Source organism: Nocardia sp. Root136, from assembly GCF_001427185.1.
Taxonomy (GTDB): Bacteria; Actinomycetota; Actinomycetes; order Mycobacteriales; family Mycobacteriaceae; genus Nocardia; species Nocardia salmonicida.
In genome coordinates this window covers 121,828-145,495 of the sequence record NZ_LMFE01000011.1, presented here as the reverse complement: position 1 = coordinate 145,495, position 23,668 = coordinate 121,828, and the positions used below count along the sequence as shown (strand labels likewise).

26 protein-coding genes and 2 tRNA genes are annotated in these 23,668 nt (G+C 63.7%); 8 read left to right on the top strand and 20 right to left on the bottom strand.

Features of this window, described 5'->3' with window-relative positions:
* Positions 1–80: 80 nt before the first annotated feature.
* From ASD42_RS28335 to hisC, 3 genes are all read right to left on the bottom strand, one after another.
* Positions 81–554, bottom strand: a complete 474-nt coding sequence (locus tag ASD42_RS28335) for a PRC-barrel domain-containing protein (protein WP_235569863.1) — start codon at positions 552–554, stop codon at positions 81–83.
* A gap of 170 nt (positions 555–724) precedes the next feature.
* Positions 725–1,831: a nitric oxide synthase oxygenase gene (locus ASD42_RS28330; RefSeq protein WP_056822170.1), complete on the bottom strand. Its 1,107-nt coding sequence runs from the start codon at positions 1,829–1,831 to the stop codon at positions 725–727.
* A 319-nt stretch (positions 1,832–2,150) separates the two neighbouring features.
* The gene (hisC, locus tag ASD42_RS28325) at positions 2,151–3,227 is read right to left on the bottom strand and encodes a histidinol-phosphate transaminase (RefSeq protein ID WP_056822167.1); all 1,077 of its coding nucleotides are present in this window, start codon (positions 3,225–3,227) and stop codon (positions 2,151–2,153) included.
* Positions 3,228–3,316: 89 nt separating this feature from the next.
* Between hisC and ASD42_RS28320 the strand changes: the two genes are divergently transcribed.
* The 3 genes from ASD42_RS28320 to ASD42_RS28310 all read left to right on the top strand — a co-directional run bounded on the left by ASD42_RS28320 (position 3,317) and on the right by ASD42_RS28310 (position 4,329).
* Entirely contained in the window at positions 3,317–4,033 is a 717-nt protein-coding gene (locus ASD42_RS28320; protein WP_056822164.1) for a dienelactone hydrolase family protein, read from the top strand.
* 93 nt (positions 4,034–4,126) lie between these two features.
* A tRNA-Ser gene (locus tag ASD42_RS28315) sits at positions 4,127–4,216 on the top strand.
* A 40-nt stretch (positions 4,217–4,256) separates the two neighbouring features.
* Positions 4,257–4,329, top strand: a tRNA-Arg gene (locus ASD42_RS28310).
* Between the two features lie 98 nt (positions 4,330–4,427).
* On the opposite strand, the gene ASD42_RS28305 is transcribed toward ASD42_RS28310, so the two are convergent.
* The 11 genes from ASD42_RS28305 to ASD42_RS28260 all read right to left on the bottom strand — a co-directional run bounded on the left by ASD42_RS28305 (position 4,428) and on the right by ASD42_RS28260 (position 11,669).
* Positions 4,428–5,591 (bottom strand): site-specific integrase, encoded by a 1,164-nt coding sequence (locus ASD42_RS28305; RefSeq protein WP_056822162.1) that lies wholly within the window; start codon positions 5,589–5,591, stop codon positions 4,428–4,430.
* Entirely contained in the window at positions 5,591–5,764 is a 174-nt protein-coding gene (locus ASD42_RS34620) for a helix-turn-helix domain-containing protein (protein WP_156677618.1), read from the bottom strand. Before ASD42_RS34620 ends, ASD42_RS28305 begins: the two co-directional genes overlap by 1 nt.
* 13 nt (positions 5,765–5,777) lie before the next feature.
* On the bottom strand, positions 5,778–7,535 hold the full coding sequence (locus tag ASD42_RS28300) for a replication initiator (protein WP_200950528.1): 1,758 nt from the start codon (positions 7,533–7,535) through the stop codon (positions 5,778–5,780).
* Positions 7,536–7,570: 35 nt separating this feature from the next.
* Complete coding sequence (locus ASD42_RS28295; protein WP_056822158.1) at positions 7,571–8,218, bottom strand: hypothetical protein; 648 nt, start codon at positions 8,216–8,218, stop codon at positions 7,571–7,573.
* A complete protein-coding gene (locus ASD42_RS28290) occupies positions 8,215–8,403 on the bottom strand; it encodes a hypothetical protein (protein ID WP_056822154.1) in 189 nt (62 codons plus the stop codon). The genes ASD42_RS28295 and ASD42_RS28290 overlap by 4 nt, the downstream gene beginning before the upstream one ends.
* Positions 8,404–8,405: 2 nt before the next feature.
* Positions 8,406–8,726 (bottom strand): hypothetical protein, encoded by a 321-nt coding sequence (locus tag ASD42_RS28285; protein ID WP_156677617.1) that lies wholly within the window; start codon positions 8,724–8,726, stop codon positions 8,406–8,408.
* Positions 8,723–10,033 carry an FtsK/SpoIIIE domain-containing protein gene (locus ASD42_RS28280; protein WP_056822145.1) on the bottom strand — a complete coding sequence of 437 codons (1,311 nt, stop codon included), beginning with the start codon at positions 10,031–10,033 and terminating at the stop codon, positions 8,723–8,725. The genes ASD42_RS28285 and ASD42_RS28280 overlap by 4 nt, the downstream gene beginning before the upstream one ends.
* Positions 10,033–10,254 carry a hypothetical protein gene (locus ASD42_RS28275; protein ID WP_056822141.1) on the bottom strand — a complete coding sequence of 74 codons (222 nt, stop codon included), beginning with the start codon at positions 10,252–10,254 and terminating at the stop codon, positions 10,033–10,035. The genes ASD42_RS28280 and ASD42_RS28275 overlap by 1 nt, the downstream gene beginning before the upstream one ends.
* Position 10,255: 1 nt before the next feature.
* Positions 10,256–10,861 (bottom strand): DUF2637 domain-containing protein, encoded by a 606-nt coding sequence (locus ASD42_RS28270; protein WP_056822138.1) that lies wholly within the window; start codon positions 10,859–10,861, stop codon positions 10,256–10,258.
* Positions 10,862–10,962: 101 nt separating this feature from the next.
* Entirely contained in the window at positions 10,963–11,214 is a 252-nt protein-coding gene (locus tag ASD42_RS28265; protein ID WP_156677616.1) for a hypothetical protein, read from the bottom strand.
* Between the two features lie 14 nt (positions 11,215–11,228).
* Positions 11,229–11,669: a hypothetical protein gene (locus tag ASD42_RS28260; protein ID WP_056822132.1), complete on the bottom strand. Its 441-nt coding sequence runs from the start codon at positions 11,667–11,669 to the stop codon at positions 11,229–11,231.
* A 139-nt stretch (positions 11,670–11,808) separates the two neighbouring features.
* Between ASD42_RS28260 and ASD42_RS28255 the strand changes: the two genes are divergently transcribed.
* The 3 genes from ASD42_RS28255 (at position 11,809) to ASD42_RS34615 (ending at position 14,438) form a co-directional block, all read left to right on the top strand.
* Complete coding sequence (locus ASD42_RS28255) at positions 11,809–12,642, top strand: hypothetical protein (RefSeq protein WP_056822129.1); 834 nt, start codon at positions 11,809–11,811, stop codon at positions 12,640–12,642.
* Positions 12,639–13,436: a hypothetical protein gene (locus ASD42_RS28250; RefSeq protein ID WP_056822126.1), complete on the top strand. Its 798-nt coding sequence runs from the start codon at positions 12,639–12,641 to the stop codon at positions 13,434–13,436. The genes ASD42_RS28255 and ASD42_RS28250 overlap by 4 nt, the downstream gene beginning before the upstream one ends.
* An 834-nt stretch (positions 13,437–14,270) precedes the next feature.
* The gene (locus ASD42_RS34615; RefSeq protein ID WP_156677615.1) at positions 14,271–14,438 is read left to right on the top strand and encodes a hypothetical protein; all 168 of its coding nucleotides are present in this window, start codon (positions 14,271–14,273) and stop codon (positions 14,436–14,438) included.
* Between the two features lie 396 nt (positions 14,439–14,834).
* On the opposite strand, the gene ASD42_RS28245 is transcribed toward ASD42_RS34615, so the two are convergent.
* The gene (locus ASD42_RS28245; protein ID WP_156677614.1) at positions 14,835–15,800 is read right to left on the bottom strand and encodes a hypothetical protein; all 966 of its coding nucleotides are present in this window, start codon (positions 15,798–15,800) and stop codon (positions 14,835–14,837) included.
* A gap of 431 nt (positions 15,801–16,231) precedes the next feature.
* Here ASD42_RS28245 and ASD42_RS28240 point away from each other — a divergent pair, with 431 nt between their 5' ends.
* Positions 16,232–16,804, top strand: a complete 573-nt coding sequence (locus ASD42_RS28240) for a hypothetical protein (protein WP_156677613.1) — start codon at positions 16,232–16,234, stop codon at positions 16,802–16,804.
* A 178-nt stretch (positions 16,805–16,982) separates the two neighbouring features.
* Here ASD42_RS28240 and ASD42_RS34610 read toward each other — a convergent pair whose 3' ends face one another.
* The 4 genes from ASD42_RS34610 to ASD42_RS28215 all read right to left on the bottom strand — a co-directional run bounded on the left by ASD42_RS34610 (position 16,983) and on the right by ASD42_RS28215 (position 21,254).
* Positions 16,983–17,828, bottom strand: coding sequence for a hypothetical protein (locus tag ASD42_RS34610; protein WP_156677612.1), 846 nt, complete (start codon positions 17,826–17,828; stop codon positions 16,983–16,985).
* 817 nt (positions 17,829–18,645) lie between these two features.
* On the bottom strand, positions 18,646–19,563 hold the full coding sequence (locus tag ASD42_RS28225; RefSeq protein WP_056822114.1) for an HNH endonuclease: 918 nt from the start codon (positions 19,561–19,563) through the stop codon (positions 18,646–18,648).
* Between the two features lie 425 nt (positions 19,564–19,988).
* The gene (locus ASD42_RS28220) at positions 19,989–20,714 is read right to left on the bottom strand and encodes a maleylpyruvate isomerase family mycothiol-dependent enzyme (protein ID WP_056822111.1); all 726 of its coding nucleotides are present in this window, start codon (positions 20,712–20,714) and stop codon (positions 19,989–19,991) included.
* Between the two features lie 144 nt (positions 20,715–20,858).
* Positions 20,859–21,254 carry a Rid family hydrolase gene (locus ASD42_RS28215; RefSeq protein ID WP_056822108.1) on the bottom strand — a complete coding sequence of 132 codons (396 nt, stop codon included), beginning with the start codon at positions 21,252–21,254 and terminating at the stop codon, positions 20,859–20,861.
* 85 nt (positions 21,255–21,339) lie between these two features.
* Between ASD42_RS28215 and ASD42_RS28210 the strand changes: the two genes are divergently transcribed.
* A complete protein-coding gene (locus ASD42_RS28210) occupies positions 21,340–22,920 on the top strand; it encodes an esterase-like activity of phytase family protein (protein ID WP_084787347.1) in 1,581 nt (526 codons plus the stop codon).
* On the opposite strand, the gene ASD42_RS28205 is transcribed toward ASD42_RS28210, so the two are convergent.
* The gene (locus ASD42_RS28205; protein ID WP_235569862.1) at positions 22,913–23,593 is read right to left on the bottom strand and encodes a DUF998 domain-containing protein; all 681 of its coding nucleotides are present in this window, start codon (positions 23,591–23,593) and stop codon (positions 22,913–22,915) included. The two genes, ASD42_RS28210 and ASD42_RS28205, sit on opposite strands and share 8 nt — an antisense overlap.
* Positions 23,594–23,668: the final 75 nt, after the last annotated feature.

Below are 23,668 nucleotides of genomic sequence, written 5' to 3'. Positions count from 1 at the left end.
GCGAAACCCGCTCGGACCTCCAGCCGCCCACCGGTCCGGTGGGCGGCTGGTTCGACTGATCGAACGGTGCGCTGTGGGGGCTAGGGCGCCTCACGGCGCCGGTCGTCGACGCGCAGTTGCTCCTCCGAGCGCACCATCGAGTCGTCGGTGTGCCTGGCCTGCGCGGGGTCGCCGTGGGTCATCGGCATCTCGTCTCCGGGGCGGATCTGCGGGCGACCGTAGGTATTCCACCCCGCGGCCCGTGGATCCACGTGATAGTGCTCGAACAGCTCTTGCTCGGACTCAGCGCTGATCCGGCCGCCGTCGTCGAGGTGCGGCGCGGACTTCACCTGCTCCTTGGCGACGTGCAGTTTCAGGGTGTTGTCGTCGGTCTGATGCTCGGCGCCTGCCAGCGGTACCAGCGAGTCGTGGCTGAACAGTCCGGTCGAGACAGCGGCCCACTTTGGCGAGCCGGAGTTGTTGTCGATGTAGATCTGCTTGACCTTGCCGATCTTGGCGCCGTGATCGTCATAGGCGGTGGCGCCGATCAGCGATTCCAGGGTTGCCTTGGTCATGATGATTCCCTCCTACCTGACGCGGAGGCCGAACGCGGACATGTGAGGTCCGTTCGTCGATCCCGCTGGGTTGTTGGGCGATCAGTCGGTCCGCGGCGCCCGGCACGACCGGGCTTGGCTACGTGACAGCAAATACCCGGCCGCGCACGGGTCAAACAACCCGTCGTAGATCAATCTCGGCGGACGAAATTCGGTCGAATGTCCAGGTCGGGTGCGTCATAGTATCGATGGAAGGTGGGCGTGAGTCCGGAGGAGATGGGCGGATTGACCCAACTCCAGTCGGTCGGGCACGCGCGCCCGGCGGCTTCCTCGCGCTGCACGTGATCGCAGAACTGCTTGGCCACGGTGTGGTGGTCGACCATGTGTACACCGGAGGATCGAAAACTGTGTAGCACAGCGTGATTGAGCTCGATCAGGGCCTTGTCCCGCCACAGCGTCCGCACCGATGACGTGTCGAGACCCATCATGTCGGCGATCAGCGGCAGCATGTTGTAGCGATCGGCGTCGCTGAGGTTGCGTGCGCCGATCTCGGTGCCGACATACCAGCCGTTGAAGGGAGCGAAGGGGTAGCAAACCCCGCCCACATCCAGATCCATGTTCGAAACAGCGGGCAGCGCATGCCACTTCAGGCCGAGCGCGGCGAACCACGGGTAGTCGGGATGGACCAGGTCGACCTCGCGGACCAGCTCGCGTGGAACGTCGAAATACTGCACGTCCTCGGTGGGCGTGCTGATCAGCACCGGCAGCACGTCGAACGGTGTGCGCTCGCCGCGCCAGCCCAGCTCCATCGCCTGCTCGGTGGCCGCGATATTGGCCGGATCGCCGGTGACGGTGCCGTCGCCGTTCGGGTATCCGGCGTAGCGGATCAGCTGCGAACTCTCGATCCGGTATTCACCACGGCCGGGCACGGCCGCCGGGCCGACCGTGATCATCGACTGAATCGCGCCGCCATTGGTCGCCAGTCGCAAATGCTGCCAGCACACTTCGGAAAGTTCCCGCGCAGAAGTAACCAGACGGGCATCGAGTAGTTTCAGCGATCGCCAATGTTTGCGTCCCACGCAGCGAGCGTGGTTGCGCCACGCCAATTTCGCGCCGATCAGAATCTCTTCGGCGGTCTGTGTGTAGGTGCCGGTATCACGCAATTCTGCGAGCGCGCCGAGGCGACGCTGGGTGGGCAGATGCCCGAGTTCGGGGTAGCGGAAGAACTCGTCGCAGTCGCGTAAACGGCGATCCAGCTCGATCGGCGGCGGCGCGGTAACCGCGACCTCCGCTGCCAATATGGCTGTAGGGGTTGGGTTTTCGCAGACTGCGGGGCGAGAGCTCTGGTTCACGGTACATCTCCGGTCGGGCAGCAGGGTGCGGGGCCGTGCGGGCGTACCCTCCGTCGCGGGAAGATTGCCCGCCGAGAACACATTCACTCGACCGGTGGCGCGCGTCGACCAGGTAATCGGTCGGTCGTCGCCGCATGCATATTCATCCTGTTCGAACACCGAAATCAGTTTCGAGCCAGCCTACGACCGGTGTGCTGGCAGTGTGCTCCAATTCGCGGTAATCCCACCGCAAACCAGCGTCAAGGGATGCTGACCCTGTCCCGAACTAACGGAATCGGGCGGCCGTTTCGGGTGCGGTGGCGAAGTCGAGGAACTGCTCGTTCTCGTGCGGATCGCCGACCGTCACCCGCACGCCGTCGCCGGCGAACGGCCGAACCAGCACTCCCGCAAGGGCACTCGCCTCGGCGAACTCGATACTGCGCTCGCCCAGGGGTAACCACACGAAATTGGCCTCGCTCGGCGGCACTTCGTAGCCTGCGGCCAGCAACGCGTCACGGAGCCGATGCCGTTGTGCCACCAGCACATCCGTGCGATCGAGCAACTCTCCCCGCGCCTGCAACGAGGCGATCGCGGCGACCTGCGCGATCCGGTTCACGCTGAACGGGATATGCACCTTCAGCAGCGCGGCGATCACCTCGGGATCGCCCACCGCGTAGCCGACGCGCAGCCCGGCCAGACCATAGGCCTTCGAGAAAGTGCGCAGTACAACGACATTCGGCCTGGTGCGACCGATCTCGACGCCGTCGGGGCGAGTCTGGGGGGTCAGTCGCAGGTACTCGTAGTAGGCCTCGTCGAGCACGACGAGAACGTGCGGGGGCACTCGATCGAGGAACCGTTCCAGTTCGGCACGCCCATGGGCCGTGCCGGTGGGGTTGTTCGGGTTGCAAACGAAGATCAGCTTGGTGTGCTCGGTGACCGCGTCGGCCATCGCGTCCAGATCGTGCAGATAGCCAGGGGCGAGTGGCACCTGCACCGCGGTCGCGTTGCCCACCTGCGTGACGATCGGATACGCCTCGAACGAGCGCCACGCGAACACCACCTCGTCGGTGGGTGCGTCGCAGGTGATCTGCACGAGTTCCTGGCACAGCGCCACGCTGCCGCAGCCGACCGCGACATGGGCGACGGTGACGTCGAGGAAGTCGGCCAGCGCCGCCCGCAGCTCACTGACCTGATTGTCCGGGTAGCGGTTGGCCTGCTCGGCGGACTCCGCGATCGCCTTCGTAGCACTCGGCAACGGACCGAATGTGGTCTCGTTGGACGCGAGCTTCACCGCATCGGGGTGGTTACGGCCGGGGACGTAGGCCGGGATGGTGGCGAGGTCGGGACGGATGTGCGCGGTCACGCCTCCACCCTACGATGATCGGCCGCCAGGACGTGCGGCGCGGCCTTCTAGGCCTACCCAAGTCCAGTTCTGCCGCCTACGCTGGGTTTATGCCGGGCACTTACGACGATGTCGCCCCCTTGCGGCCGGTTGATGTCGACACGGACACCGTCACGAGACGCACTGCCGTGCCGATCACGGTGGTCGAGCCCGAACGGGTGGCCCGCGGCGGCATCGTTGTCCTGCACGAATCCCGCGAATTCTCATCCCAGCTGCTCGACCTGATGCGTGCGTTGTCCACCGAGGGCTGGATCGTCGTCGCGCCACATCTGTTCGACCGCATCGCCGACCCGCTGGTCCAGGAGGTCTTCGGCGAGGAACTCTTCGACGACTTCGACGCGGGCTTCGACTGGCTCACCGGTCGCGGCGTCTTCCCCGACACCATCGGCGTCCTCGGCTTCGACAGCGCGGGCACCGCCGCCTTCCTCGTCGCCGCCACCCGCCCGATCGGCGCCGCGGTGAGCGTGTCCGCCCCCGGCATCACCGAACCGCTCCCCGATCAGAACGCCGCCCTGGTCGATGTCGCCGCCGACCTCCAAGCTCCCTGGCTCGGCCTCTTCGGCGCCGACGACCCGGCTACCCCGCCCGAGGCGGTCGACCGCCTGCGCGAGGCCACGGCGAAGGCGGATGTGGCCAGTCTCACTATCAGTTATCCCGGCCTGAGTCACCGAGCCGATCGCCCCGACCCCGAGGACGAGGCGGCCGCCGCGATCCGCATCGATTCCCAGACCCGTATCTACGACTGGTTCGACAGCAATTTACGCTGATTGACCAGGCGTTTTGGACTACTACGACTGCTCGTGTAATCTTCATTCCCGGCGGTTCGACAAGGACCGGTGCCCTCGAAAGAGAAGGCTCCAGGAGGCGTGCCAGAGCGGCCGAATGGGACTCACTGCTAATGAGTTGTCCCTTCACGGGGACCGGAGGTTCAAATCCTCTCGCCTCCGCCACACCCAGTTCGCTGGGTAACAACTGAAGATGCATGACCATGCGCCCGTAGCTCAACGGATAGAGCACTTGACTACGGATCAAGAGGTTAGGGGTTCGAATCCCTTCGGGCGCACAAAGAACCGCCCCTCATCAGGACTTACTGGTGAGGGGCGGTTCTACGTTTCGGGGAAATCTCGCCAGATCCACTACTTTCCCCCTACAAACGATCCACTACTTTCCCTGTGCGAACTGGTCGAGGGCCTTTCTCGCGTCCGGTCCGACAGTCCGCCGTTCGAGGTAGTGCCGCTCGGTTGTATCCAGCTTCGCATGCGACAACTGGGCTTGTGCTTGAGCCGGACCGAGGTCGTCACGGACCACCGTCGCGACAGTCGGACGGAAGCTGCGCGGGGTGACCCACTTCAGATCCTCGGGCAGCGCGGCCCGCAGCGACCGACGCATGTTCGCCAAGCTCATCCACTCACCGTTGCGGTTTGCGAACACCGGACTGTCCGGATCGGCATCTCTCGGACACAGGGATTTCAGGGCTTCCACCGCGAGCCTGGGCAGGATCACCGTGTGATCGGGAGCATCCCCTTTCCGTGCGTCCTGGCGGTGTAGCGCCTGCCCCTTGACCTTGCCGTGGTCGATCATGGTCCCGGTAGTCGTGACCGTTGGCGGGTCGGCCTTCAAGTTGACCTCGCGCCACCGCAGCGACAGCACCTCATTCGGTCGCCAGCCAGTCGAGACCAGCACGTCAACGAACTCGGGAAGGTTCCGGCCGGGTCGAGGCCCGAAACTCTTCTCACGGTCACGGTAGGCATGGACCGCTTCCCGGACCCTCGCGAACTCGTCAGGGGTGAGGGCACGGGCACCAGACTGTTTGCCGCCCGTCCGGCTGGTCTCCCGGATCGGGTTCACCGTCAGAACGTCGTAGCGCACCGCCAGAGCGAACATGCCGATCAGCACCACCCGGAATGTCTTGGCATTCGATTCCGAGCGGGCAGCGAGCTTGCCAAGGTGCCTCTCGGCCCGACTGGTGGGCAGCTCCCGGACACGCAGAGCGCCAAGTTGCTTGCGCCCGTGCCGGTTCCATGACTGCTCGTATAGCTCGCGCGACTGCGGCTTGAGCTTGGTCTTGGTCGCAAGCCAGATCGGGAACAACTCGGCCAGCGTAGTGCGATCGGTTACCACGGCCTCCGCGACCGGGGAGGTCCGTGTCTTCAAGTGCCGCAGCAAATTACGCCGTGCGGCCTCCTCGCTGGCACCGCTGCGTTCCACCTGCCGACGCTCGCCGTCCTCATCGCGCACGTAAGTGTGAGCGGTGAACTGGCCGGGGCCGGTCTGTTTGACGGTGATCTTGCCCCACTCGCCGGGAGCCATCCGCTGGCGTGGCATCAGGCAGCCCGGTCGAGTTCTGCGATGTAGTCGGCGACTGCCTGCTCAGAGACGAGCCGACGACGGCCGATCTTGACTGAGCGCAGAGCACCGGTGCCGATCAGCTCGTAGTACTTGCTGTGCCCGATCGGGATCAGCTTGCGCACCTCGGCCTCGTTGAGAAGCTTGGACATGACGGGTTCCTCCCTATGCTGCGGACTGCTGAGCGAACGAAATCTCTGGTGGCACAGTGGTTTCATGCGGACCGCCTGGTGGTCCTTCGTCTCTGGCGAGGCGAGCCATGGTGTACTGCGCACGTTGGTTGATCCGGGTAGTGACCAGCGCCAAGACCAGATGCGACCGCGGGGGCGCGTCTTTGTCGCCAGGGCCTACCGGAGTAATCCGCAGGTGCGAGGTATCCGGCGGGATGATGCCGATTGCGGCGAGTTCGGCGCGCACGAAGTCGAGCCGTTCGGCCTTGTGGTCAGGGAGGGTTTTGCCGGTCCAGTCGTTGGAGGTGACGCACCGACGGCCGGGAACGGCGAGCAGGTCACGGCGATGGTTCTTGCCCCGGCAGCGGCCCGGCTGGGTCTTCTCGGTGGCGCCCTTGGGGACGATGCCGTAGCGCAACCACACCCCGCACGTCTTCGAGCATGGAGTCTTTTGCAGCTCGGCGTGGAGGCGGTCGTAGTGGCGTTCGGTGCGGGCGCTGTCGGTTTCGAGGGTCTCGCTGATCGACTTGGTCAGGTACTTGGTGATGTAGCCGACTTTGCGATCCATTTCCGGTGTGCCCGCGAGGATCTGCACCGCCTTGGACTGCCCACCGAACTTGAGTGTGTGCGCGGGGTCGAGTTCGTCGACCTCGTCCATGACGGCCAGTGCGTCATCCCAGTAGGTCAGCGGGCGATGGGTTTTGGGGTCTACGAAAGTGCCGGCGGAATGGTCCCAGACGGGCATGTTGTCGCCGGTGTAGACCTCGCGGTCGAAATGGGGCCACCAGATGTTGCGGAAGGTAGCCGCGGTGACCTGGTAGAGCAGCTTCGTCGGGATCGAGCCACGAATGGCCAAGTGCAGGTGCGGGGTTGCCCGCTTCTGGGCTTCCACGCTCCCGAAGTACTGCACGTTCCAGCCGACCGCGCGCCGAAGATTCTGCATCCAGCGGTCGAAAAGCGCTTTGGTGTGCATGATGTCGCGAGCAGCGCGGGCGTAGTCGTAGCTGTCTGGATCGACCGGGGAGCCCTCCGAAACCATCGTGCCGGTCTCGGGGTCTCGGACCTGGTTGATACGCCCATACGACCCGAGGGTCAGCGTGAAGAACGTCGAGGGCCGGTACTTGCCGTTGGCGTAGGCAGTGCCCACGGTGACCTTCGCGACCTTATTACGCGGAAGGTCCGGAAGATCATCACGGCGACGGGTGGACTTGGCTCTGCGACGCGGCTTCTCATCGAGGGCCGGGAGACGGCCACGGACGCCGAGTTCGCGGAGTTCGGTGTCGAGGTCGGCTACCAGAGCCCGAATCGACTCGGCGAGTTCGTGTTCACCAGCGCGGCGGGCTTCGTGGTAGGCGGCGAACTGTTCAGCGCGAGCGGCCAACACCTGTGTCTGTGCTTCGGTGACCACCGGTTCGGCGTGCACGGGTTCGTGTTCAGCGCACCAGCCTTCGCGCAGCTGGGTCTGTCGCAGGTACTTGTTCGCTTTGGCGCAGGCCGGGCAGGTCGAAGCGACTGTGGACTTGCATGGAGCGCCGACATAGGTGGTACGAGCGGAGATCGGGTCGAAAGCCCGCATCGGGACAACACGAGCGCACACACCTTCCTTCTCGGCGGCGGCTTCGGCGATGTCGGTGACGTCGGGCATTGCTCGCCGATCGGCAGCGGTTTCCCGGTCCGGCTTCACTGCTGCGGCGGGGGCTGTGGAGCGATGTGGATGGCCGAGAGAGGCCGTTCCGGTGGTGTTGTCAGACATGGTGCGGCCTCCCTCGGTCGTGGTGTTGGGTGCGGTCATGCGGCTTTGCGGGTGGACGGAATGGTCTTGAATCCGGCCACCGATTCGAACGGCACCACCACCGGGTCAGCCAAGGAGTCGGTACGACGGAACGTGATCTCGACCAGGCCAGGGCCGACGAGGGCGACTTTGGCCCTCTGGGCACCGAAGCCGTGGGCGAAGTGGTCGGCGCGGTGGGTCCAGGTGTCGGGGCAGTGACCGGGCAACATCCGGGCACGGAGCGTGTCGAGGGATTCGCCGATCTCGACGGAGACAAGCCGCGGGACGAACATTCGATCGCCGCCACGAGTGGACAGGCCACAGGCGGTGGTCATGGTGGCCCAGCGACGCCGGTAGCGGAACCAGCCCAGGTATCGGGACCGGACACGGCTGGTGAACCAGCGCTCGAAGGTCTGCGGGCTCAACACTCGCCACAGAACCATCCCCACGACAGCCACACCGACCACCCCGATCCCGAACGGCCAGCCGAAGAACCAMCCMGCMGCGACAGAAAGGCCGGCGGGAACYGASACCATCGGGAACAGCAGCGCCCACCACGCCAGGGTGAACACCGACAGCAGTAGTCGACCGACCCCGGTGAGTACGGCGTCAAGGACTTCGGCCGCCGGGTCATGCGTGGTCGTGGTCGTGGTGGTGGTGTTCATGCGGCGTCATCCGAACCGGCGAAATCGTCGTAGCCGTTCCATATCGGGGCAGTACCGGTCTCGGTTAGCACCGCGACAGCCAGAGGGTCGAGGCCGCGGGTTTCCGAGCGGCACTGGCTACGGGATCGGAAGTCGATGACGTCGGCCAGACCGTTGTCGGTGCGAGTGTCGTTCTTGCGCGCCATGGTCAGTTCTCCAGTTCAGGAATGTCGGATTCGAGGAGCCCGCACATCGAGCAGACGTAGGGGCCGGTGACCAGCTCTGCCCAGGTGCCGTCGAGGACGAGCTCGTGCCCGTGGACCCGGCAGTGTTCAGCGGCGGCACAGTCGTCGCAGCGGACGGTGTCGCCGTCGTAGTCCCACCCGGCAGCGGTATCGGCGGTGAGGAACTCGACCGCTTCGTTGGTCGTCATGAAGCAGATCGGGCGACCGGACGAGGGGTTGAACACGTCCCCGCAGCAGTCGCAGTAGATGACGACATGGGATTCGGTGACCAGGCCGCGCTTCATGCCGCCCACCCCTGCTCGTCGTCCTCACCGGGGATGAAGTCCGGGTCGAACGTGGACGGGTCGAAATCGTCGTCAGCACCGGCCGAGGTGACCGGGGGAGTCGGGGCGTAGGCATCGACTATCGCGTCGGCCCGGTCGTCATCGATCCAGTACGCGCGGACCCGCACGAACTCAGTCGTGCCGTCTTCGCCGACGTAGCCGACACCGGGTGTGGTGTCGGGGATCTCGTGGCACAACGCACCGCGGTCCTTGGAGCCCTGCCCGTGGACCATCGAGGTCTGTGTCGGTTCGTCCAGGCGCAGCCCGATCCGGACCGGGAACAACTGCCGGAACGGCATCGTCTCCTTGGACGGGTCCTGCAACGCCGCGATGACCGAGAGACCGACCGCACGACCCTGCGAGAGCAGCAGGCCCAGGAGCCGTTCGAACTCAAGTCGCTGGTCACGAGTGGCGTAGGCCGACAGGGCGGCAGCTTCGTCGATGATGATCAGGATCAGCGGGGCATCGGTGGTCGGGACGTGCTTGCGGATACCGGCCGAGCGCAGTGTCGAGGCACGATTCTCCATCACCTGGACGGCTTCGGTGAGCATCGCCAGGATGCCGTCAGCGGTCCACTGGAACCTCACCCACAGCTTTTCGCCGCGCCCGAATTCCATGCCGCCCTTCGGGTCTGCCATCCACACATCCACATACCCGGCTTTGATCGCGGGACCGATGCCGCGGATGATCGACCACAGCACCGAGCCTTTGCCCGAACCGGTCGCACCGGCGAGCAGGATGTGGGCATACAGCACCCGCAGCAGCCACAGCCGACCGTCTTCACGGACACCGGTGTCGACAGCTTCCAGGTCCACCCCGGTCGCTTCCTGGACCGAGATCACCGGTTCGGCGAGGGTGTCGAACGTGCGCAGTTCCACCCGCACGAACCCCGGACCCGATTGGCGCACACGGACCTTTGCGACACCGAGGTACTGCGCGAGAGCGTCGGCGATGTCGTCGTTAGTCCAGTCCGACAGCTTCTGACCGCCCACGATCTGGATATCGAACACCGCACCGGCCGGGATCAGGTCGACACCACCGACGATGGTCGGCCAGTTACCCGCCGAGCCCAACCCCAGCGCAGCCCACATCATTTCGAGATGCTTCGTGCTGGTCAGGATCACTGCCGCAGGACGCAAATCGGCCGGCACACCGGGGAAGGGTTCGACCTCAGCGACACGGACACGGGCAGGGTTGTCGAGGTGACGCCACCACAGCAGCACACCAGCGGCAAGGACCGTCGACAGGGCGACAATGGTCGTGACCATCACGCCACCGTCTTCAACGTCGCGGCGTAAAGGTCGAGCGCGGCCGGGATCTTCTCCGCGACCACAGCGGCATCGCCCGGCGTCAGATACAGCCTGACGTCACCGATCTCGACCATGACCATGCCAACGAAATCGACATACCTCACATCGAGCGGACGTCCGTAGGTCGCGCCAGTAGTGGACAGATACGAGCGATCCGGTGTGAACGAGTTGTCAGACATTTCAGTTGCCCCCTGTAGGGATCGGGACCGCGACAGGCAGCAACGGAGCAACCGGGCGCGGAGGAGAGTGGAAGGTGTGCACCGGCGTAGAAGCCGGGGCGGGAGTCGAGGCCGCGACCATCGGCACCAGGTTCGGCGCGTCTGTGTCAGCGGTGTAGGTGGGTGCCGTCTCGACCACGACGGCGGGCACCGAATCGCGTTGTGCCGCACGTCGAAGCAGGACCAGCCCGTGAGTGTCGATCAGCAGGGCCAGCGGGGGAATCGCGGCCAACAGGGCACCGCCCCAGCTATGGCCGGTCAGGTAGGCGTGAACCGAGTTGCTCGTAACCGATACCGCGGCCCCGCCGACCAGAATCCAGGAGAACCATTTGTGCTCAGCCGATTTCGGTGGCAGAGCGATCACGGCCATGGTGGCTTGGACGATGGTGCCGTCCACGATCACCGGGAACAGCCACGCCAAACCGCGTGGGGTGCCGCCCATGATCGCGAGGTCTTGCAACGCCGCGAACGACAACACGAACGCGGCAGCGCCGATACCGATCAGAACGAGGACGGCGGACCAGCGAGCCCACCGCATACCCGAGGACTGCTGATCCGCCGTGTCCATCGCTAAGCCGCCTCAGCGATCGCGGCAGCCTGCTCCTTGNAGGACGGCGGACCAGCGAGCCCACCGCATACCCGAGGACTGCTGATCCGCCGTGTCCATCGCTAAGCCGCCTCAGCGATCGCGGCAGCCTGCTCCTTGAGGACGTGCTCAGCGGCATCGTGGGCCATGACCAGCGCGGGAAGCTGCTCGGCCAACGGTCGAGCGTCCTCGATATCGAGCGCCAGCGCGTAAATGCCCATCTCGGATTCGAGCTCGATCCGCACGCATCCGCTGCTCTTGACGCCGCACTCGGTTTCTCTCGGAGCGAGATAGGTGAGCGCGAAGCCCGTGTTGTACCCGGTGTGGATGCTCATGAACGACATGGCGATCACGCAGCCTTGTCGGCGGCGCGGTTGTTGAGCTTCGCGCCGGAGTTGTCGCCCTTGATCCCGGTCGCGCGCACGTTCCAGCCGATCGACTTGAACTCACCGTTACCGACGATCTTGGGCTTGAGCATCAACCCTTCCAACACGATCGGTCGGAAACCGGGCGCGACCTCATCGGCCGAGGGCGTCGGCATCTGATCGGCGACGAACACGATGTCGAAGGTGGTCTGTCGCGCGTTGGACCCGGTCGGGTCGGTGATCGTGGCCTTCCACAGGCGCTTACCGGTGCCGTTGCCCTCACGGTCGAAGTCGAGCTGGTGACGCTTGGGTGCGTTGCGATCGGCGTTGAACTCGGTCACTGCCTCCACCTTGCCGAGCAGCATCACGCCCATCGGGAAGGCGGTGTGGAAGTCGGTGGTCAGCCACATGTCCTTGAGTGCCATGTCATGTCTCCTATACAAAGAGGATGGTTTATCCCCCCTAAACCCACTCGGTACGAGGACGTTCGCCGTGGTTTATGGGGGGTAAACCGAGACTAGACGCACGTGCGCTCTGTCGTCAAGGGGTTCTAAACTCTGTGTCGTGGCTATCGATGACGAGTTCGACGCAATCCGCGATGACCCGGACCCGATCCGGCGCGGGCTACGAGCGGGCGAACTCATCGCTATCTATCAGCAGCGGCAAACGGAGTTGGCTCGACTCCGCAAGGTCGCCATCGAGCAGGCAAACCGTGACCTCGGGCTCAGCTTCTCAGAGATCGGCGACCGGCTTGGCCTGACAAAGGGGCGAATCAGTCAGATCCGCACGTCGGCACCACCGCCTGAACGAGCATTCTTCGGAGTTGGTCCTGTTGCGATCGGGGTTCCCCGCCGACTTGGTGTTGAGGAGGGCCGAGAGCGTACCTACGTTGACACAAACGACGAAGCGACGCGAACCTATCTCCAGCACACCCTGGGCGAATTATCCTTGACCACAACACAGTTCGACATCTCGCCCGATACCGAGAATGCCCCGCCAGGTGACTGCATCATCGTGTGTGGTCCGAAGTCTGCCCCGGTGGCTCGACATCTACTGGCGGACGATCCGATTCTCGCGTTCGACCGCAGCGAGGCGGGATGGTCGATCGTCGACTACCGCCAGGACGATCGACACTTTTCGCCATACCTCACGGATGGCACCCGCAAGGACATCGGCTACCTCTCCCGCCGGACAGTCGACAACCGCGTCATCGTGCACATTGCCGGCATAACCGCCGTCGGCTCCGAAGGCGTCGCGCACTGGTTGAGCACAAACCTGCGGACGGCCTACGACCCAGCTGCGAACCTGACCGATTGCATCATCGAGTGCGAGTTCGATCAGGACCGTACCGTCACGGGTAGTCGGCTGTTGGCCGGTCCATACTCGGCCCCACGATGAGCTTCACAGTCGAGTCCGCACAACGGGCAGCTGCTTCCGGTGACGATCGGTTGGTCGTCGCCGACAACGCTGTCATCGTTCTCGACGGTGCCACCGCGCACGACCCCGCCATGCCATCAGCAGGGGAGTATGTCGACCATCTCGCCGCGGAACTCGCCCTATCGATCGGCGATGCGCTTTCGCTGGTCGACATACTCGCTCAGTCCATCGCGAGGACAGCCGAAACACTCGGAATCGAACCTGGGCTTGCGCCCTCGAGCACCGTCGCTCTTGTTCGAGTCGAGCCCGACGCGGTCAATGCGTTGATTCTCGGAGACTCGTCACTCGTGATCGGACAGCGAGGCGGAGAGGTTGCGACCTACACAGACGACCGTCTTGCACAGCTCAACCTGCCCGAGGCTGACCTGTACCGGCGATTCCTGAAATACGGGTGGGGCTACAGCGGTCGACACCGGAAGATCCTCGAGGACCTCCAGATTGCCGAACGGGCGCAACGTAACCGGCCAGGTGGCTACTGGATCGCCGAGGCCGACCCCCATGCGGCCGAGCACGCATTGTCCGTCCGAATCCCTCGCGATGAGCTCTCTTGGATCGTTGTCGCTACCGACGGCGTCGCGGACCTCATTCCTCCACTTGGCCTGAGCTGGTCTGAGGTCGCCCAGATGTCCACGCCACAGCTCGATGCACTTCTCCACGACATCCACACCTGGGAAGCCGAGACCGATCCAGATGGGCAAGCCTTCCCACGCGCGAAGCGTCACGATGACAAGACGGTTGCAGTCCTGCACTTCTGAGCGGGCAGGCTTGTCACTTCACGGAGTGGTTGCTGAAATTCGCTATATAGAGTCAAGAGCGCCTGCGGCGGCGCACAGCGCCGCCGCCGCGCTTCGACGCGCACCCCAGGCTGATAAGGCGCCGCCTGGGCGCGTCGGCACGTCGGCGACGCTGAGCGCCGAAAGCAGGCGATCGGAACTCTGACCAGCTCATCACAGCATCGACCCCGAGCAGTGGACGAGGCCGACGATAACCAGGCCGCGGATTGCTGAACGGAATTCCCGAGCCCGATTCGGCCGGCATATGCCCCGATCGACGGCCACCAGCTCACCGACTCCGATACGGTGCTGCCGCACGAGCTTCGCTCGATTGCCTCATAAGGCCCTGACTGCCGGACCCACGTAGACGGTCACCGAGCCGTCACCAGTCCACCCGAAATCCGCCGGCATACTTCCGATCACCAAGCGGCTCACCAGGTGCGACGAATTGCTGAACGGAATCCGCGGTAGTTGGTGACCGGTGTAGGTGTCGGTGCGGTGCTGTCATCGGGTCACTTCCGGTGGGTGGCCGGGTCGGTGCAGCCGCGGGGGATGCCGCAGATCGTGGCGGGGGTGATGGTCGAGGGCCTTCCGTGTCGGCAGAATCTGCCGATGGCGTACCAGACCACACCCACCCCGGCAAGGACCAAGCGTTGTCACCGCCCGAGGGGGTCACCCGCGGCGACGTCATTTTCAGCGGGTGTCATCTCACCTTTGGGTTGGTCAGCCGGGTGACCCCCTCGGGCGGTGAGCCCTTGCCGGGGTGGGTGCGGCCTGGTCCGGGCCAGATCCCACCGACACGGAAGGCCCCCGACCATGAACATCACCCCCGCCACGATCTGCGACATCCGCGACTGCACCGACCCCGCCACCCACCTCGCCGCCTCCGAGTGGCAGAACCGCACCGACACCTACACCTACTGCCCCACCCACTACCGCGCCTTCCTCACCACCGAACGTTCCCTCGCCGCCCTCGACTGCTGACCAGGAAGGGGCTTCGGCCCCTCTCCTATCCGTGCCGCCGTCAACGAAGCCGGTAGCGGGTCGCCAACGACGTCGACCCCAGGCCCCGGCACCCCAGCCCGGCGAATTGCTGAACGGAATCCGCGGTGAGGTCGGGGGTATCGCGACCGGTGGCCGCGTGGCCCTGTTCTGGGTTGGCCTGCATTGTGATCCCGCGCCCCTCACACCTCAAGGGCGCCGATGGCGTCAGCTTCGCTGATTGCTTTGCAACCCTTGACCTGTGAGCCTCTGCGCGTGAACGGCAGGCCGTATCGGGCAGACAGTGAGCCAGCCCCTATGTGCGCACCCCAACCCAGAACAGGGCCAAACATGTGGCATGCGGCTATCTACAAGTTTCCGCAGGTGCACTCATCTTGTTTATTGGCCATCTGCGGCGATCGACACCTCTACGATTTCGTCGGTTTTTTCTCCTTGAAGGCTTAGTATTTCACCAAGAATTGCGTAAGCCGACATGAATAGGTACCGGGACTCGCCTGCGGAGACGTCCGTGTGAACCCCGGCTGACACCCTCCCGTAGATGTCGCCTATGGCGCGTTTCAGCCTATCTGAACGGCTTTTACTCTGCGAGTTATCGTCGATCAGAGCCTTTATTCGATTCAAGTGGTTCTGGTTTCCCAATTTAATCGGGTTGCCACTGCCGTCGACTCTGTCCGATTCGCATGCCGGAAATGCGACGTCGGCGAAATTGTCGATCAGCCTGCGGACACTAAGCATGGCTGCCGCTGTCGATTCAGGGTCTCCTTGCTGCAGGTTGCGGTATGCCGCATCGATCTTCCGGGTGGTTTCGGCTCCGAGGGCAGACAGGAGTTGTTCGATTGATTCGGTAGCTTCCTCGAACATCGAGTCTTGCCGTTCTGAAACGCGTAGAGCGTAGAACGTATTTGCGGCGAATGAATGGATTTCACCGATTACGGAGGCCACAACGCCTTCGATTCTTACTATCGCGTTTCTAGTTTCTACGATTCGATTCATGATGTTATTCGACACGACTAGCATTTGATCGCCGCTCAACTCTGGAATGCGGAGTTGCTTCAGTTCTTCATGCATCGTCGCGATGATCGGAGCGAGTCGCGTTGCCCCGCGAGTGATATGATTTCCATCTTTATAGCGACGGCCAGTTCGTTTCTGCCATTTTATTCCTGAATCGCTCTCGGGAATGGTGATTCGTTCCCATTTCAACCATTCTTCCGCTTCGTAGTCATCGGCGAGTCGCGCTAACCTCGACGCCTTCAAGACCAGCTGCTCGACGTTGATTCGCGACAACTCTATGTCGTCCAAAAGTTCTTCCGCGAGGACCCGCGCCTCAGCCCGATCTTGGTTCACCACATGAGGTTCCATGATCTGAGGCGGAGGCGCAAACGACACGCGGTTCGAATGTATGGCCCGCCAAGGGCTGCGAGTTTGTCACGGCGTTGCCGCCTCTCGCCCAAACTGTCCCGGACAGAGGAACCAGCCCCTTGATGTGCAACCCAAGCCCCGGCACAAGACCAACCACAACGAAGGCGCGGAGCATCACACTCCGCGCCTTCCGTACGCAGTTCGTACGCAGTCGCCCCAGCGCGAGCACACCTCAGCCAACGGTCCGGCGACGAATCCCCAGGTAAGACCCATCGGCACCCCACGTCGCCAACGATGCAAACGCCGAGGTGGTAATCCGAGACTGCCTACTACTACGCTCAAAAGCCGCCACGCCGAACGGCGCTGGTCAACTCCTGAAGCCGGTCTCCAACCCGTGACGGTTCAGGATGGCCAGTATGAGGAAGCAGGGAGAAGAAAAATCCTGTGGACACACGACCCTCGCCGGAACCGCCCGCCAAAACCAGCTATCGCTGCTACGCTCGCCGACCGTGACGACAGCCATCGCCCTGGGAACCGCTGCGATCCCACCACTCTTCGCGCTGCTCACGAAGTTCCTATTTGACGAGCGCGACACTGGTCGTACACGGAAGATCAAGCGGCTTGCCCATTTAGTCGACGCCGTCCCGGAGAACCACCGACAGCCATTGCTTGATCTTCTCGACATTCAGATCAAAAGGTATGCCCACCGCAGTTCGCGAGAGTTGGACGGAAACACCCTCGGCGCGATGATCGCTGTCACCGTCGTGACGGCACTGCTGGCCTGGGGCGGCATCCTGCTTGCCATCAACGTGCAGGTTTGGGTATTCGGAATCCTGACGGTGATCATCACGCTGTTCGGCGTACTGCTGATCTGGTTGGGTGGTGGATCGAATCTGTACAAGTACTCCGATCCCGAGTCTACTAACGATCCGGCCCCTGCCCCGTCGGGACTGGAGGCACCTGGAAACCGGCCTGGGTCTGTCACCTGAGCAGAAGCATGAGCGGACGTTCACAGGCGGACAACTCGCCCGAAACTGACTCCGAGAGTTGTCACGGTGTCGCCACTGACCGATCAGGCATGCACGACGCCACACAGCAATAAGGCAGCGGTAGTGCGGACTGCCGATCAGGGACGACTAGGTGTTCTGCGGCCCGGTCGGTTAAAAGTCAAAGCGTGGTAGATAGATCTTTCTGAACCTGTCGGATTTTTTTAAGTCCTTTTTTGATTTCCTCTACGGAAATATCTTCCTTGGGGCCGTGAACAATACGGTTGCGAACCGTCAACGCTGAAAATATCATTTCAACGTTCTCTGTACTCAGAAGAGTGTGCTCCACCAGTTGCGCGACCAAATTTCGCAACCCAAGTCGGCGTTCAACTGTCGCATCAATCCCGTCTTCCTTCGCTACGAGGGCCAGCAGGTTCTCCAGGCTCGCCCATTCGGAAACGAATTGCCCTCGCAGCTCCGCGTCAATATCCTGCGCACGATTCATCGCCACGAAACCAGCATCGGCGTACATCGGTACCCAATCACCTGTACGAAACGTGGATGAATTTTGAGCAGAGCGTCGAGTAGGAAGCCCGCTGCTGACGACCATTGCTCTCGTCAGCAGCAGAATAGAAGCTCCGGATATCGAAAGGGCCAGCATGAATGTTGCAGGCGTCTCCAGCTTATCTCTGAACTGAAAATAGATGGCAAATAGAATGCCAAGAACGATAAGTAATTCGCCATAAAATCTCGCCCATGCGATGCGCCGTTGCCAACGCAATGCCGAATTTGCGTATTGGGCATAAAGGGCGGCTACCCGCTCGCTTCCGTCGGCTGAATCAGTCGGCGGAAGGCAGGCAATAATATCGTTCGCTTCGATACGAAGAGGGCTATCGGGATTTCGATTCTTTCGGCTCTGCGCTACAAGCCAGGCTCGGTCTACGATATCGTTTCGCGAGAGTGCGAGGTAGGTATCGAGCGCTCGTTGCGCGCGTTCAGTCAACCGTTCGTCGCCCGCGGTGGTCATCGAGAGTCCTTCCAAATCTTGAACGATTCAGCGCCAAAGATCATGACTATCGCTCCGATGACAGCTAGCAAACCTGCCGTCGAGTCTAGTTGGTTCGTGCCCCACCCGCCGAGCACACCCGCAGCAGGGGAAGCAACTACAGCCAGACCGTATGGTTTGCCCCGCCGCGCGCGTACGAGCCCAGCGCGGACCCTGCTGGCTGCCATGCTGACATGCTGTGCTGTCACTTCCTGGTGCCCGCCGGCGTTCCATTGAGCCTCGATGAGGTCCGACTCGTGCTCTAGGTCTTGCTTGAATTTGAGCACCTTGGCGTCGTACTCAACCTGACCTTGGGGGGAAAAGTTGACCAACCCAAGCTCCTGTCCCCGCCTTGAAGGTCTTCCACGTTCAACCGGTGGCAGAATACAGGTGCCGACAGACCCGGATTCGCACGGGCGTCACATCGGGCACCTGATGTCTACGCGCCCTTTTGTTTTGGCGTCCGGTGTCACCACGTTGTCACAAGTGATCCGAACATCTCCAGACAGGCAAAGGCTCCCACGAAGGCGTTTCGCCACCTCGCGTAAGAGTACAGACGACCGTGATGCACAGCCGGACAACGAGTATTCGATTTGAAGGCGAGCACCTACAGCTGCTGACTGCGGGTACGCAGCGAATACGCAGTGCCACCAATCGGTGCCCAGGTCAGCCAACGTTGCAACCCTGGAAACCCCAGTTCAGGCCCACCGAGCCATAACCAGCCCACCGGCACAAATGCCCGGAACGGTCATCATGATCAACATCGCGCGGGTGATGCCAGAGCCAGGCATCTGCTGCATCACCAGGCATCCGTGGCGGAGTGGAAGTGGTCGGCGAGAGCCGGAAGATACGGCCCTTCGTCGATTACGAGGCCGCGGAGCTTCTGATAGTCCGGGTACCCGTCGAGTGAAGGCGCCAGCGTCACAGAGCGAGTTGTGGGGTCGATGGCCATCAGTCCGGCGTCGAACAGTTGGTGGAGGTCGGTTCGCAGGAGCAGGCCCTCGTCCAGATCGTGTGTCTCGTGCTTGGCGAAGGCTCGCAAGTGGGCTGCCTGCAACACCGCGGCGGGACAGGGTCCGGTGATTGCGCACCGCAGGCCATACCGTTCCAGCAGGCCCCTGCGGAATGGGCCTTGCCCGTTGCGAACTTGTACCAACGCTTGCCGCCGGCCGCCCTTCGGTGGCGTTGAGCGAGGCGTCGGAGCCTTAGGCAACGGCACCGCGAGTCCATCCAGAAGCGTGCGCAAGCCCTGCGGATCGCACCGACGTACCGCATTCTGCTGCGCGCCGTCCAGCAGCGCCTCAATCGCACGAAACGGCAGCGCGCCATCCAACGCTTGCCACTGTGCGCCGTAGCTGGCGACGTAGTGGGTGACGGGCACCTCCAACCGAAGCGGTTCGGGGAACTTGTTGCGACAGTCCTTGTGTCGACAGAGGTACTTCGGCGATTTGGTCGTGCGCGGCACCTGCCCGGTCCTTTTGCACTCCGGACACACATACCGAACCTTGATGCCAGGCTCGGAGTCGATCCGGTCAATGCGCGAAACACCGTGAACCGAGGTGGAATCGCGAAGAATCACCATGTCCCCGACCCTCACTTGAAGGTGATTGGCAACTCCACTGTCGTAGACGTAGGTCGATCCGAGCTCATCGGGATAGCCGTCGTTGCTCTCCCAGCTTCGCCCCTCCAGCTTCGACAGCAGCGCCCATGTGTTCACTTCGCCCCCCGTGACGTACTGGCGACCCCGCTCGGACCGCGCTAGCTCAGAGTACGAATACGGTCCGACATCCCAGCCGCGGATGCTTTAACCTCCGGCTTGTGGCGGAGCAGTCTCCCGAGGTCGACGGACCTGACTCACCCACTACTTTCCCACTACAAACCCCCGGCGATTCGGGCAAACAACGGCAGACAACCACGTAGCGCCGATCGCAAAATGCGCTGGTAGCAGTAGGTTTGGGAGTACGTCAGCGGACAATCGCAGAGCAACGGAACAACCAAGAGGTTAGGGGTTCGAATCCCTTCGGGCGCACCGAGATCGACCCCGTATCAACTGATACGGGGTCGATTTTTTTTGCGTGATGGTCCGTGTGGTTGGTCGTTACCGGGACTCTGGTGAGGCGGAGGTGCTTTCGCCGAAGCGGGCTATTTCCAGGCCGGCAGCGGCGGTAGGGGGCCGGTGAGGTCGTTGCCCGAGGTGCGGCCGACGAGCCAGCCCAGGAGAGCCCAGGCGGGGCCCAGGACGGTGTGGTGGGGGCGGCCGGGGCCTACGGTGGCGATGAAATCCGTGTCGGTGGACTGGATGTCGAAGGTGGGGGTGGCTTCGGGGAGGAGTTTGGCGGAGAGGTCGGTGATGGTTTCGGGGAGCAGGCGGGCGACGAAGGGGGCGGGCCAGTCGGCGGGGGTGTAGCCGATGTCGAGGTCCACGTGGTGGATTTCGGTCTCGCGCAGGCGCATCCAGGGGATCTGATCGGCGGTGAGGGTGCCGCCCTGGCGATTGCGGACCTCGGCCTGCCAGTCGGCGGCGGGCATGGTGGTGGCGACAGCCTGCCAGCGGTGCGCGGTGGCGGTGAAGTCCGCGTGCTGCACGGTCAGCGGGCGGGGTGCGCCCGCCTCGATATCGGCATCGCGGACGGCGACGTTCGGATACTGCGGCATCTCTATGCCGGTGCGAGCCCACAGCAGCAGGTTCAGCAGGCTGTCGGCATTGCGGGACAGGTGGGCGAGCACGTGACCGCGGGTCCACCCCGGTAACAGGGACGGTTCGGCCAGGGCCGCATCGGTGAGCGTGCCGATCGCGGTGTCGATGCGCGCGGTGGAGGCGGCGAGCTGATCGAGCAGGTCGGTGGGAGTAGCCGTTTCGCTGGTCACAGATTCGAGAGTAGTGGTCAGGTCTCCGGCGCACAGGCGATAACGACGGCGTCGAAACTGCCCTGTGGATAACTCTGAGCCTGTGGATAACCAGGCGTTTTCCTTCGTCGGCGCCGGAGAGCCGGAGTCGGCCCGTGTGACGATTCAGTCAGCGATGATCGCGTCCGCTTCGATCTCGATCAGCAGTCCGGGCGCGATCAACGCGGTGACCTCGTACATGGAGGCCGCGGGGCGGATCGTGCCGAACACCTCGGCATGCGCGGCCGCGATCTCGGGCCAGCGGGCGATATCGGTGACGAACATGCGCGTGCGCACCACGTCGCGCACACTCGCCCCGGCCTGTTCGAGTGCTGCGGCGATACGGGCCAAGACCTCACGGGTCTGCGCGCCGATGTCGTCGCCGCCGACGGCGCCACCACCGGCAACGGCCGCCGTGGTGCCACTGACGACGACCTGGTTGCCGACCCGTACCGCCCGCGAATACCCGACGACATCTTCGAAATCGGAGGCTGAGGAAATGTTCACCCGAGTTGTGGTCATGATTGCCAGAATGGTCCACCGAGGGGTGGAGGACAATTCATTTGCCGGTCGTCTACTGGTCGGCTCGCGACGGTATGCATGCCAGGTGAACGCACGTCCAGGTCTACGCCTCCTTCCTCTCACCGCCGCTCTGTGCGCTGCCGCCGTTGTGGCGGGCTGCTCGGCGCCGGATCCCGACGCCGGTTTCACCGCTGGCAAGGACCAGCCGCTGGTGATCTCGCTCGACGACCTGGTGGCCCGGGCCGGTACCAGCGCGGTGCTCGGGGTCAGCCTCGAGCCCGAGCACGGCAACATCACCCGTCGGGCCGACGGCGCCTACGTCTACACCCCGAGCGCCGGCTACATCGGTCTCGACCAGTTCACGGTCACCACCACCGACGCGGTTCGCCTCTACACCACCGACATTCCGGTGCTCGGCGAATTCGGCGGCACCACGGTGCAGGGCAGTGGATTCGGGTCGGCCTGGACTCCGGTGCCGGGTAGCGCCGACGAGTTCTACGGACTCACCGACCGCGGCCCGAATGTCGACGGTCCGGCCAAAAATGAAAAGCTCTCGCCGACACCGAGTTTCGTGCCCAAGATCGGCCGGTTCAAGCTGGTCGACAACAGGGCCGTGCTGCAGTCGAGCATCGAGCTGCGCAGCAAGTCGGGTGCTCCGTTCAACGGCCAGGTCGACATCTCGGCCACTACCGGCGAGACCATCAAGGACCTCCAGGGCAATGTCCTGCCGCCCACCGATCACGGTATCGACCCCGAAGGCCTGGTGGCACTGGCCGACGGCACATTCTGGATCTCCGACGAATACGGGCCGTTCCTGGTGCATTTCGATGCCAAGGGCACCGAGATCGAGCGGCTCGCCCCAGGCAACGGCTTGCCGAAGGAGATCGCCCTGCGCACACCCAATCAGGGCATGGAGGGGCTGACCATCACTCCCGACGGCAACACCCTGGTCGGGATGGTGCAGAGCGCGCTCAACACCCCCGGGCTGAGCGGTTCGGCCAAGGAGGTGCCGTTCGCGCGCATCGTGACCGTGGACCTGAAGACCAAGGCGCAGAAGGAATTCCTGTACCCGCTGGAAAACCCGAAGCAGTCCAAGGTCGCGGTCTCGGAGATCACCGCTCTGAGCGCCACCACCTTCCTGGTCGACGAGCGCGACGGCAACCTCGCACCCGAGTCGAACAAGAAGATCTGGACGATCGACATCGCGGGTGCCACCGATGTCGGCCCGCAGGCCGCGGTGCCCGGCGCGACCTACGACGCAGAGAAGGGCGGACTGCTGATCGACGGCAAGCCGCTGGAAACGCTGATCGGCGTCACCCCGACCGCTGATGCCGTCGCCGCGCTCACCAAGGCTGGCGTCACCCCCGTCGCGAAGAAGAGCAACCTGGACCTCTCCGCGCTGGTCGCCGCGCTCGACGAGAAGGGCCGGTTCTTCGGTCACGACAAGATCGAGGGCATCGCCACTCTCGACGGTGGCAAGACCATCTACATCGCCAACGACAGCGACTTCGGTCTTGCCGCTAGCCAGGGGGAACAGCCCCCGTTCGGCCTGAAGCCCAAGACGTTGCCCAATGGCGTGCAGGACACCGGCGAGGTGCTCGCGGTCGACACCACCAAGCTGCCCGCGAAGATCGACGGCTACACGGTGAAGATCACCGTCAAGTAGTCCACTCGTGGGCTTCGATGAGGACCGCGGTGGCCAGGGCGAGCAGCCACAGCGACATGGTGCCGACCTGGATTCGCTGGGCGATGCCGAGTGCGTAGGAGCCGGACAGGTTGTCGGCGACCATCATCCAGATGGTCGCCGCCGACCCGAGAATCAGCACGGCGAGGCCGAACTCACGCAGGATCCGCCACCGGTGGTAGCGATAGGCGGCGGCGCTGAACGCGAACGCCGCCACCGCGATCGAGGTGACGGCCAGGGTGCTCGTCAGCGCGTGTGGTTGGTGCAGTTGCGGAAACAGGCCGCTGTCGCCGCCACACGTGCTGTCACCCGGGTCGCAGTCGTGCAGCGGGAGCAGTGCGTCGGCGATGGTGGACGCACCGAAGCAGAGCAGGGCTGTCCAGCCGATCGTGGTCAACCGGCGGCGCCGGAAAACGAGCAGTCCACCCAGCGCCGCCGGGATCAGCAACAGGCCGACCACTTTGTCGGCGGTGCCGAACACCTCGCGGTACGGCTTGCCCTCGGCATCGAGTTCGCTGAGGAAGTTGTTGACCGGGTCGGTATCGATCGGCAGCACGAATTCCAGCAGCCAGGACGAATAGCACAGGCCCGCGATCGCGATCGCGAGGGCGATCAGCAACGAGTAGCCACGGGTGTGCCGTGCGGATTCGGTCACACCGACCATTGTGCGTGTCCGGCCTACGCCGCCCCGATCAGGCGCGTCGAGAACGCGGACGTGGTTTCATCGAGC

What these genes read in the sequence shown, in the direction of transcription:
- ASD42_RS28270 (WP_056822138.1), bottom strand. Translation starts at nt 10,861, where the DNA reads ATGGACACGGCGGATCAGCAGTCCTCGGGTATGCGGTGGGCTCGCTGG.
- ASD42_RS28305 (WP_056822162.1), bottom strand. Translation starts at nt 5,591, where the DNA reads ATGCCACGCCAGCGGATGGCTCCCGGCGAGTGGGGCAAGATCACCGTC.
- ASD42_RS28290 (WP_056822154.1), bottom strand. Translation starts at nt 8,403, where the DNA reads ATGGCGCGCAAGAACGACACTCGCACCGACAACGGTCTGGCCGACGTC.
- ASD42_RS28215 (WP_056822108.1), bottom strand. Translation starts at nt 21,254, where the DNA reads ATGACCACAACTCGGGTGAACATTTCCTCAGCCTCCGATTTCGAAGAT.
- ASD42_RS28275 (WP_056822141.1), bottom strand. Translation starts at nt 10,254, where the DNA reads ATGTCTGACAACTCGTTCACACCGGATCGCTCGTATCTGTCCACTACT.
- ASD42_RS34620 (WP_156677618.1), bottom strand. Translation starts at nt 5,764, where the DNA reads ATGTCCAAGCTTCTCAACGAGGCCGAGGTGCGCAAGCTGATCCCGATC.
- ASD42_RS28260 (WP_056822132.1), bottom strand. Translation starts at nt 11,669, where the DNA reads ATGGCACTCAAGGACATGTGGCTGACCACCGACTTCCACACCGCCTTC.
- ASD42_RS34610 (WP_156677612.1), bottom strand. Translation starts at nt 17,828, where the DNA reads ATGACCACCGCGGGCGACGAACGGTTGACTGAACGCGCGCAACGAGCG.
- ASD42_RS28300 (WP_200950528.1), bottom strand. Translation starts at nt 7,535, where the DNA reads ATGTCTGACAACACCACCGGAACGGCCTCTCTCGGCCATCCACATCGC.
- ASD42_RS28280 (WP_056822145.1), bottom strand. Translation starts at nt 10,033, where the DNA reads ATGGTCACGACCATTGTCGCCCTGTCGACGGTCCTTGCCGCTGGTGTG.
- ASD42_RS28240 (WP_156677613.1), top strand. Translation starts at nt 16,232, where the DNA reads ATGAGGAAGCAGGGAGAAGAAAAATCCTGTGGACACACGACCCTCGCC.
- ASD42_RS28265 (WP_156677616.1), bottom strand. Translation starts at nt 11,214, where the DNA reads ATGAGCATCCACACCGGGTACAACACGGGCTTCGCGCTCACCTATCTC.
- ASD42_RS34615 (WP_156677615.1), top strand. Translation starts at nt 14,271, where the DNA reads ATGAACATCACCCCCGCCACGATCTGCGACATCCGCGACTGCACCGAC.
- ASD42_RS28320 (WP_056822164.1), top strand. Translation starts at nt 3,317, where the DNA reads ATGCCGGGCACTTACGACGATGTCGCCCCCTTGCGGCCGGTTGATGTC.
- ASD42_RS28335 (WP_235569863.1), bottom strand. Translation starts at nt 554, where the DNA reads ATGACCAAGGCAACCCTGGAATCGCTGATCGGCGCCACCGCCTATGAC.
- ASD42_RS28250 (WP_056822126.1), top strand. Translation starts at nt 12,639, where the DNA reads ATGAGCTTCACAGTCGAGTCCGCACAACGGGCAGCTGCTTCCGGTGAC.
- ASD42_RS28285 (WP_156677617.1), bottom strand. Translation starts at nt 8,726, where the DNA reads ATGAAGCGCGGCCTGGTCACCGAATCCCATGTCGTCATCTACTGCGAC.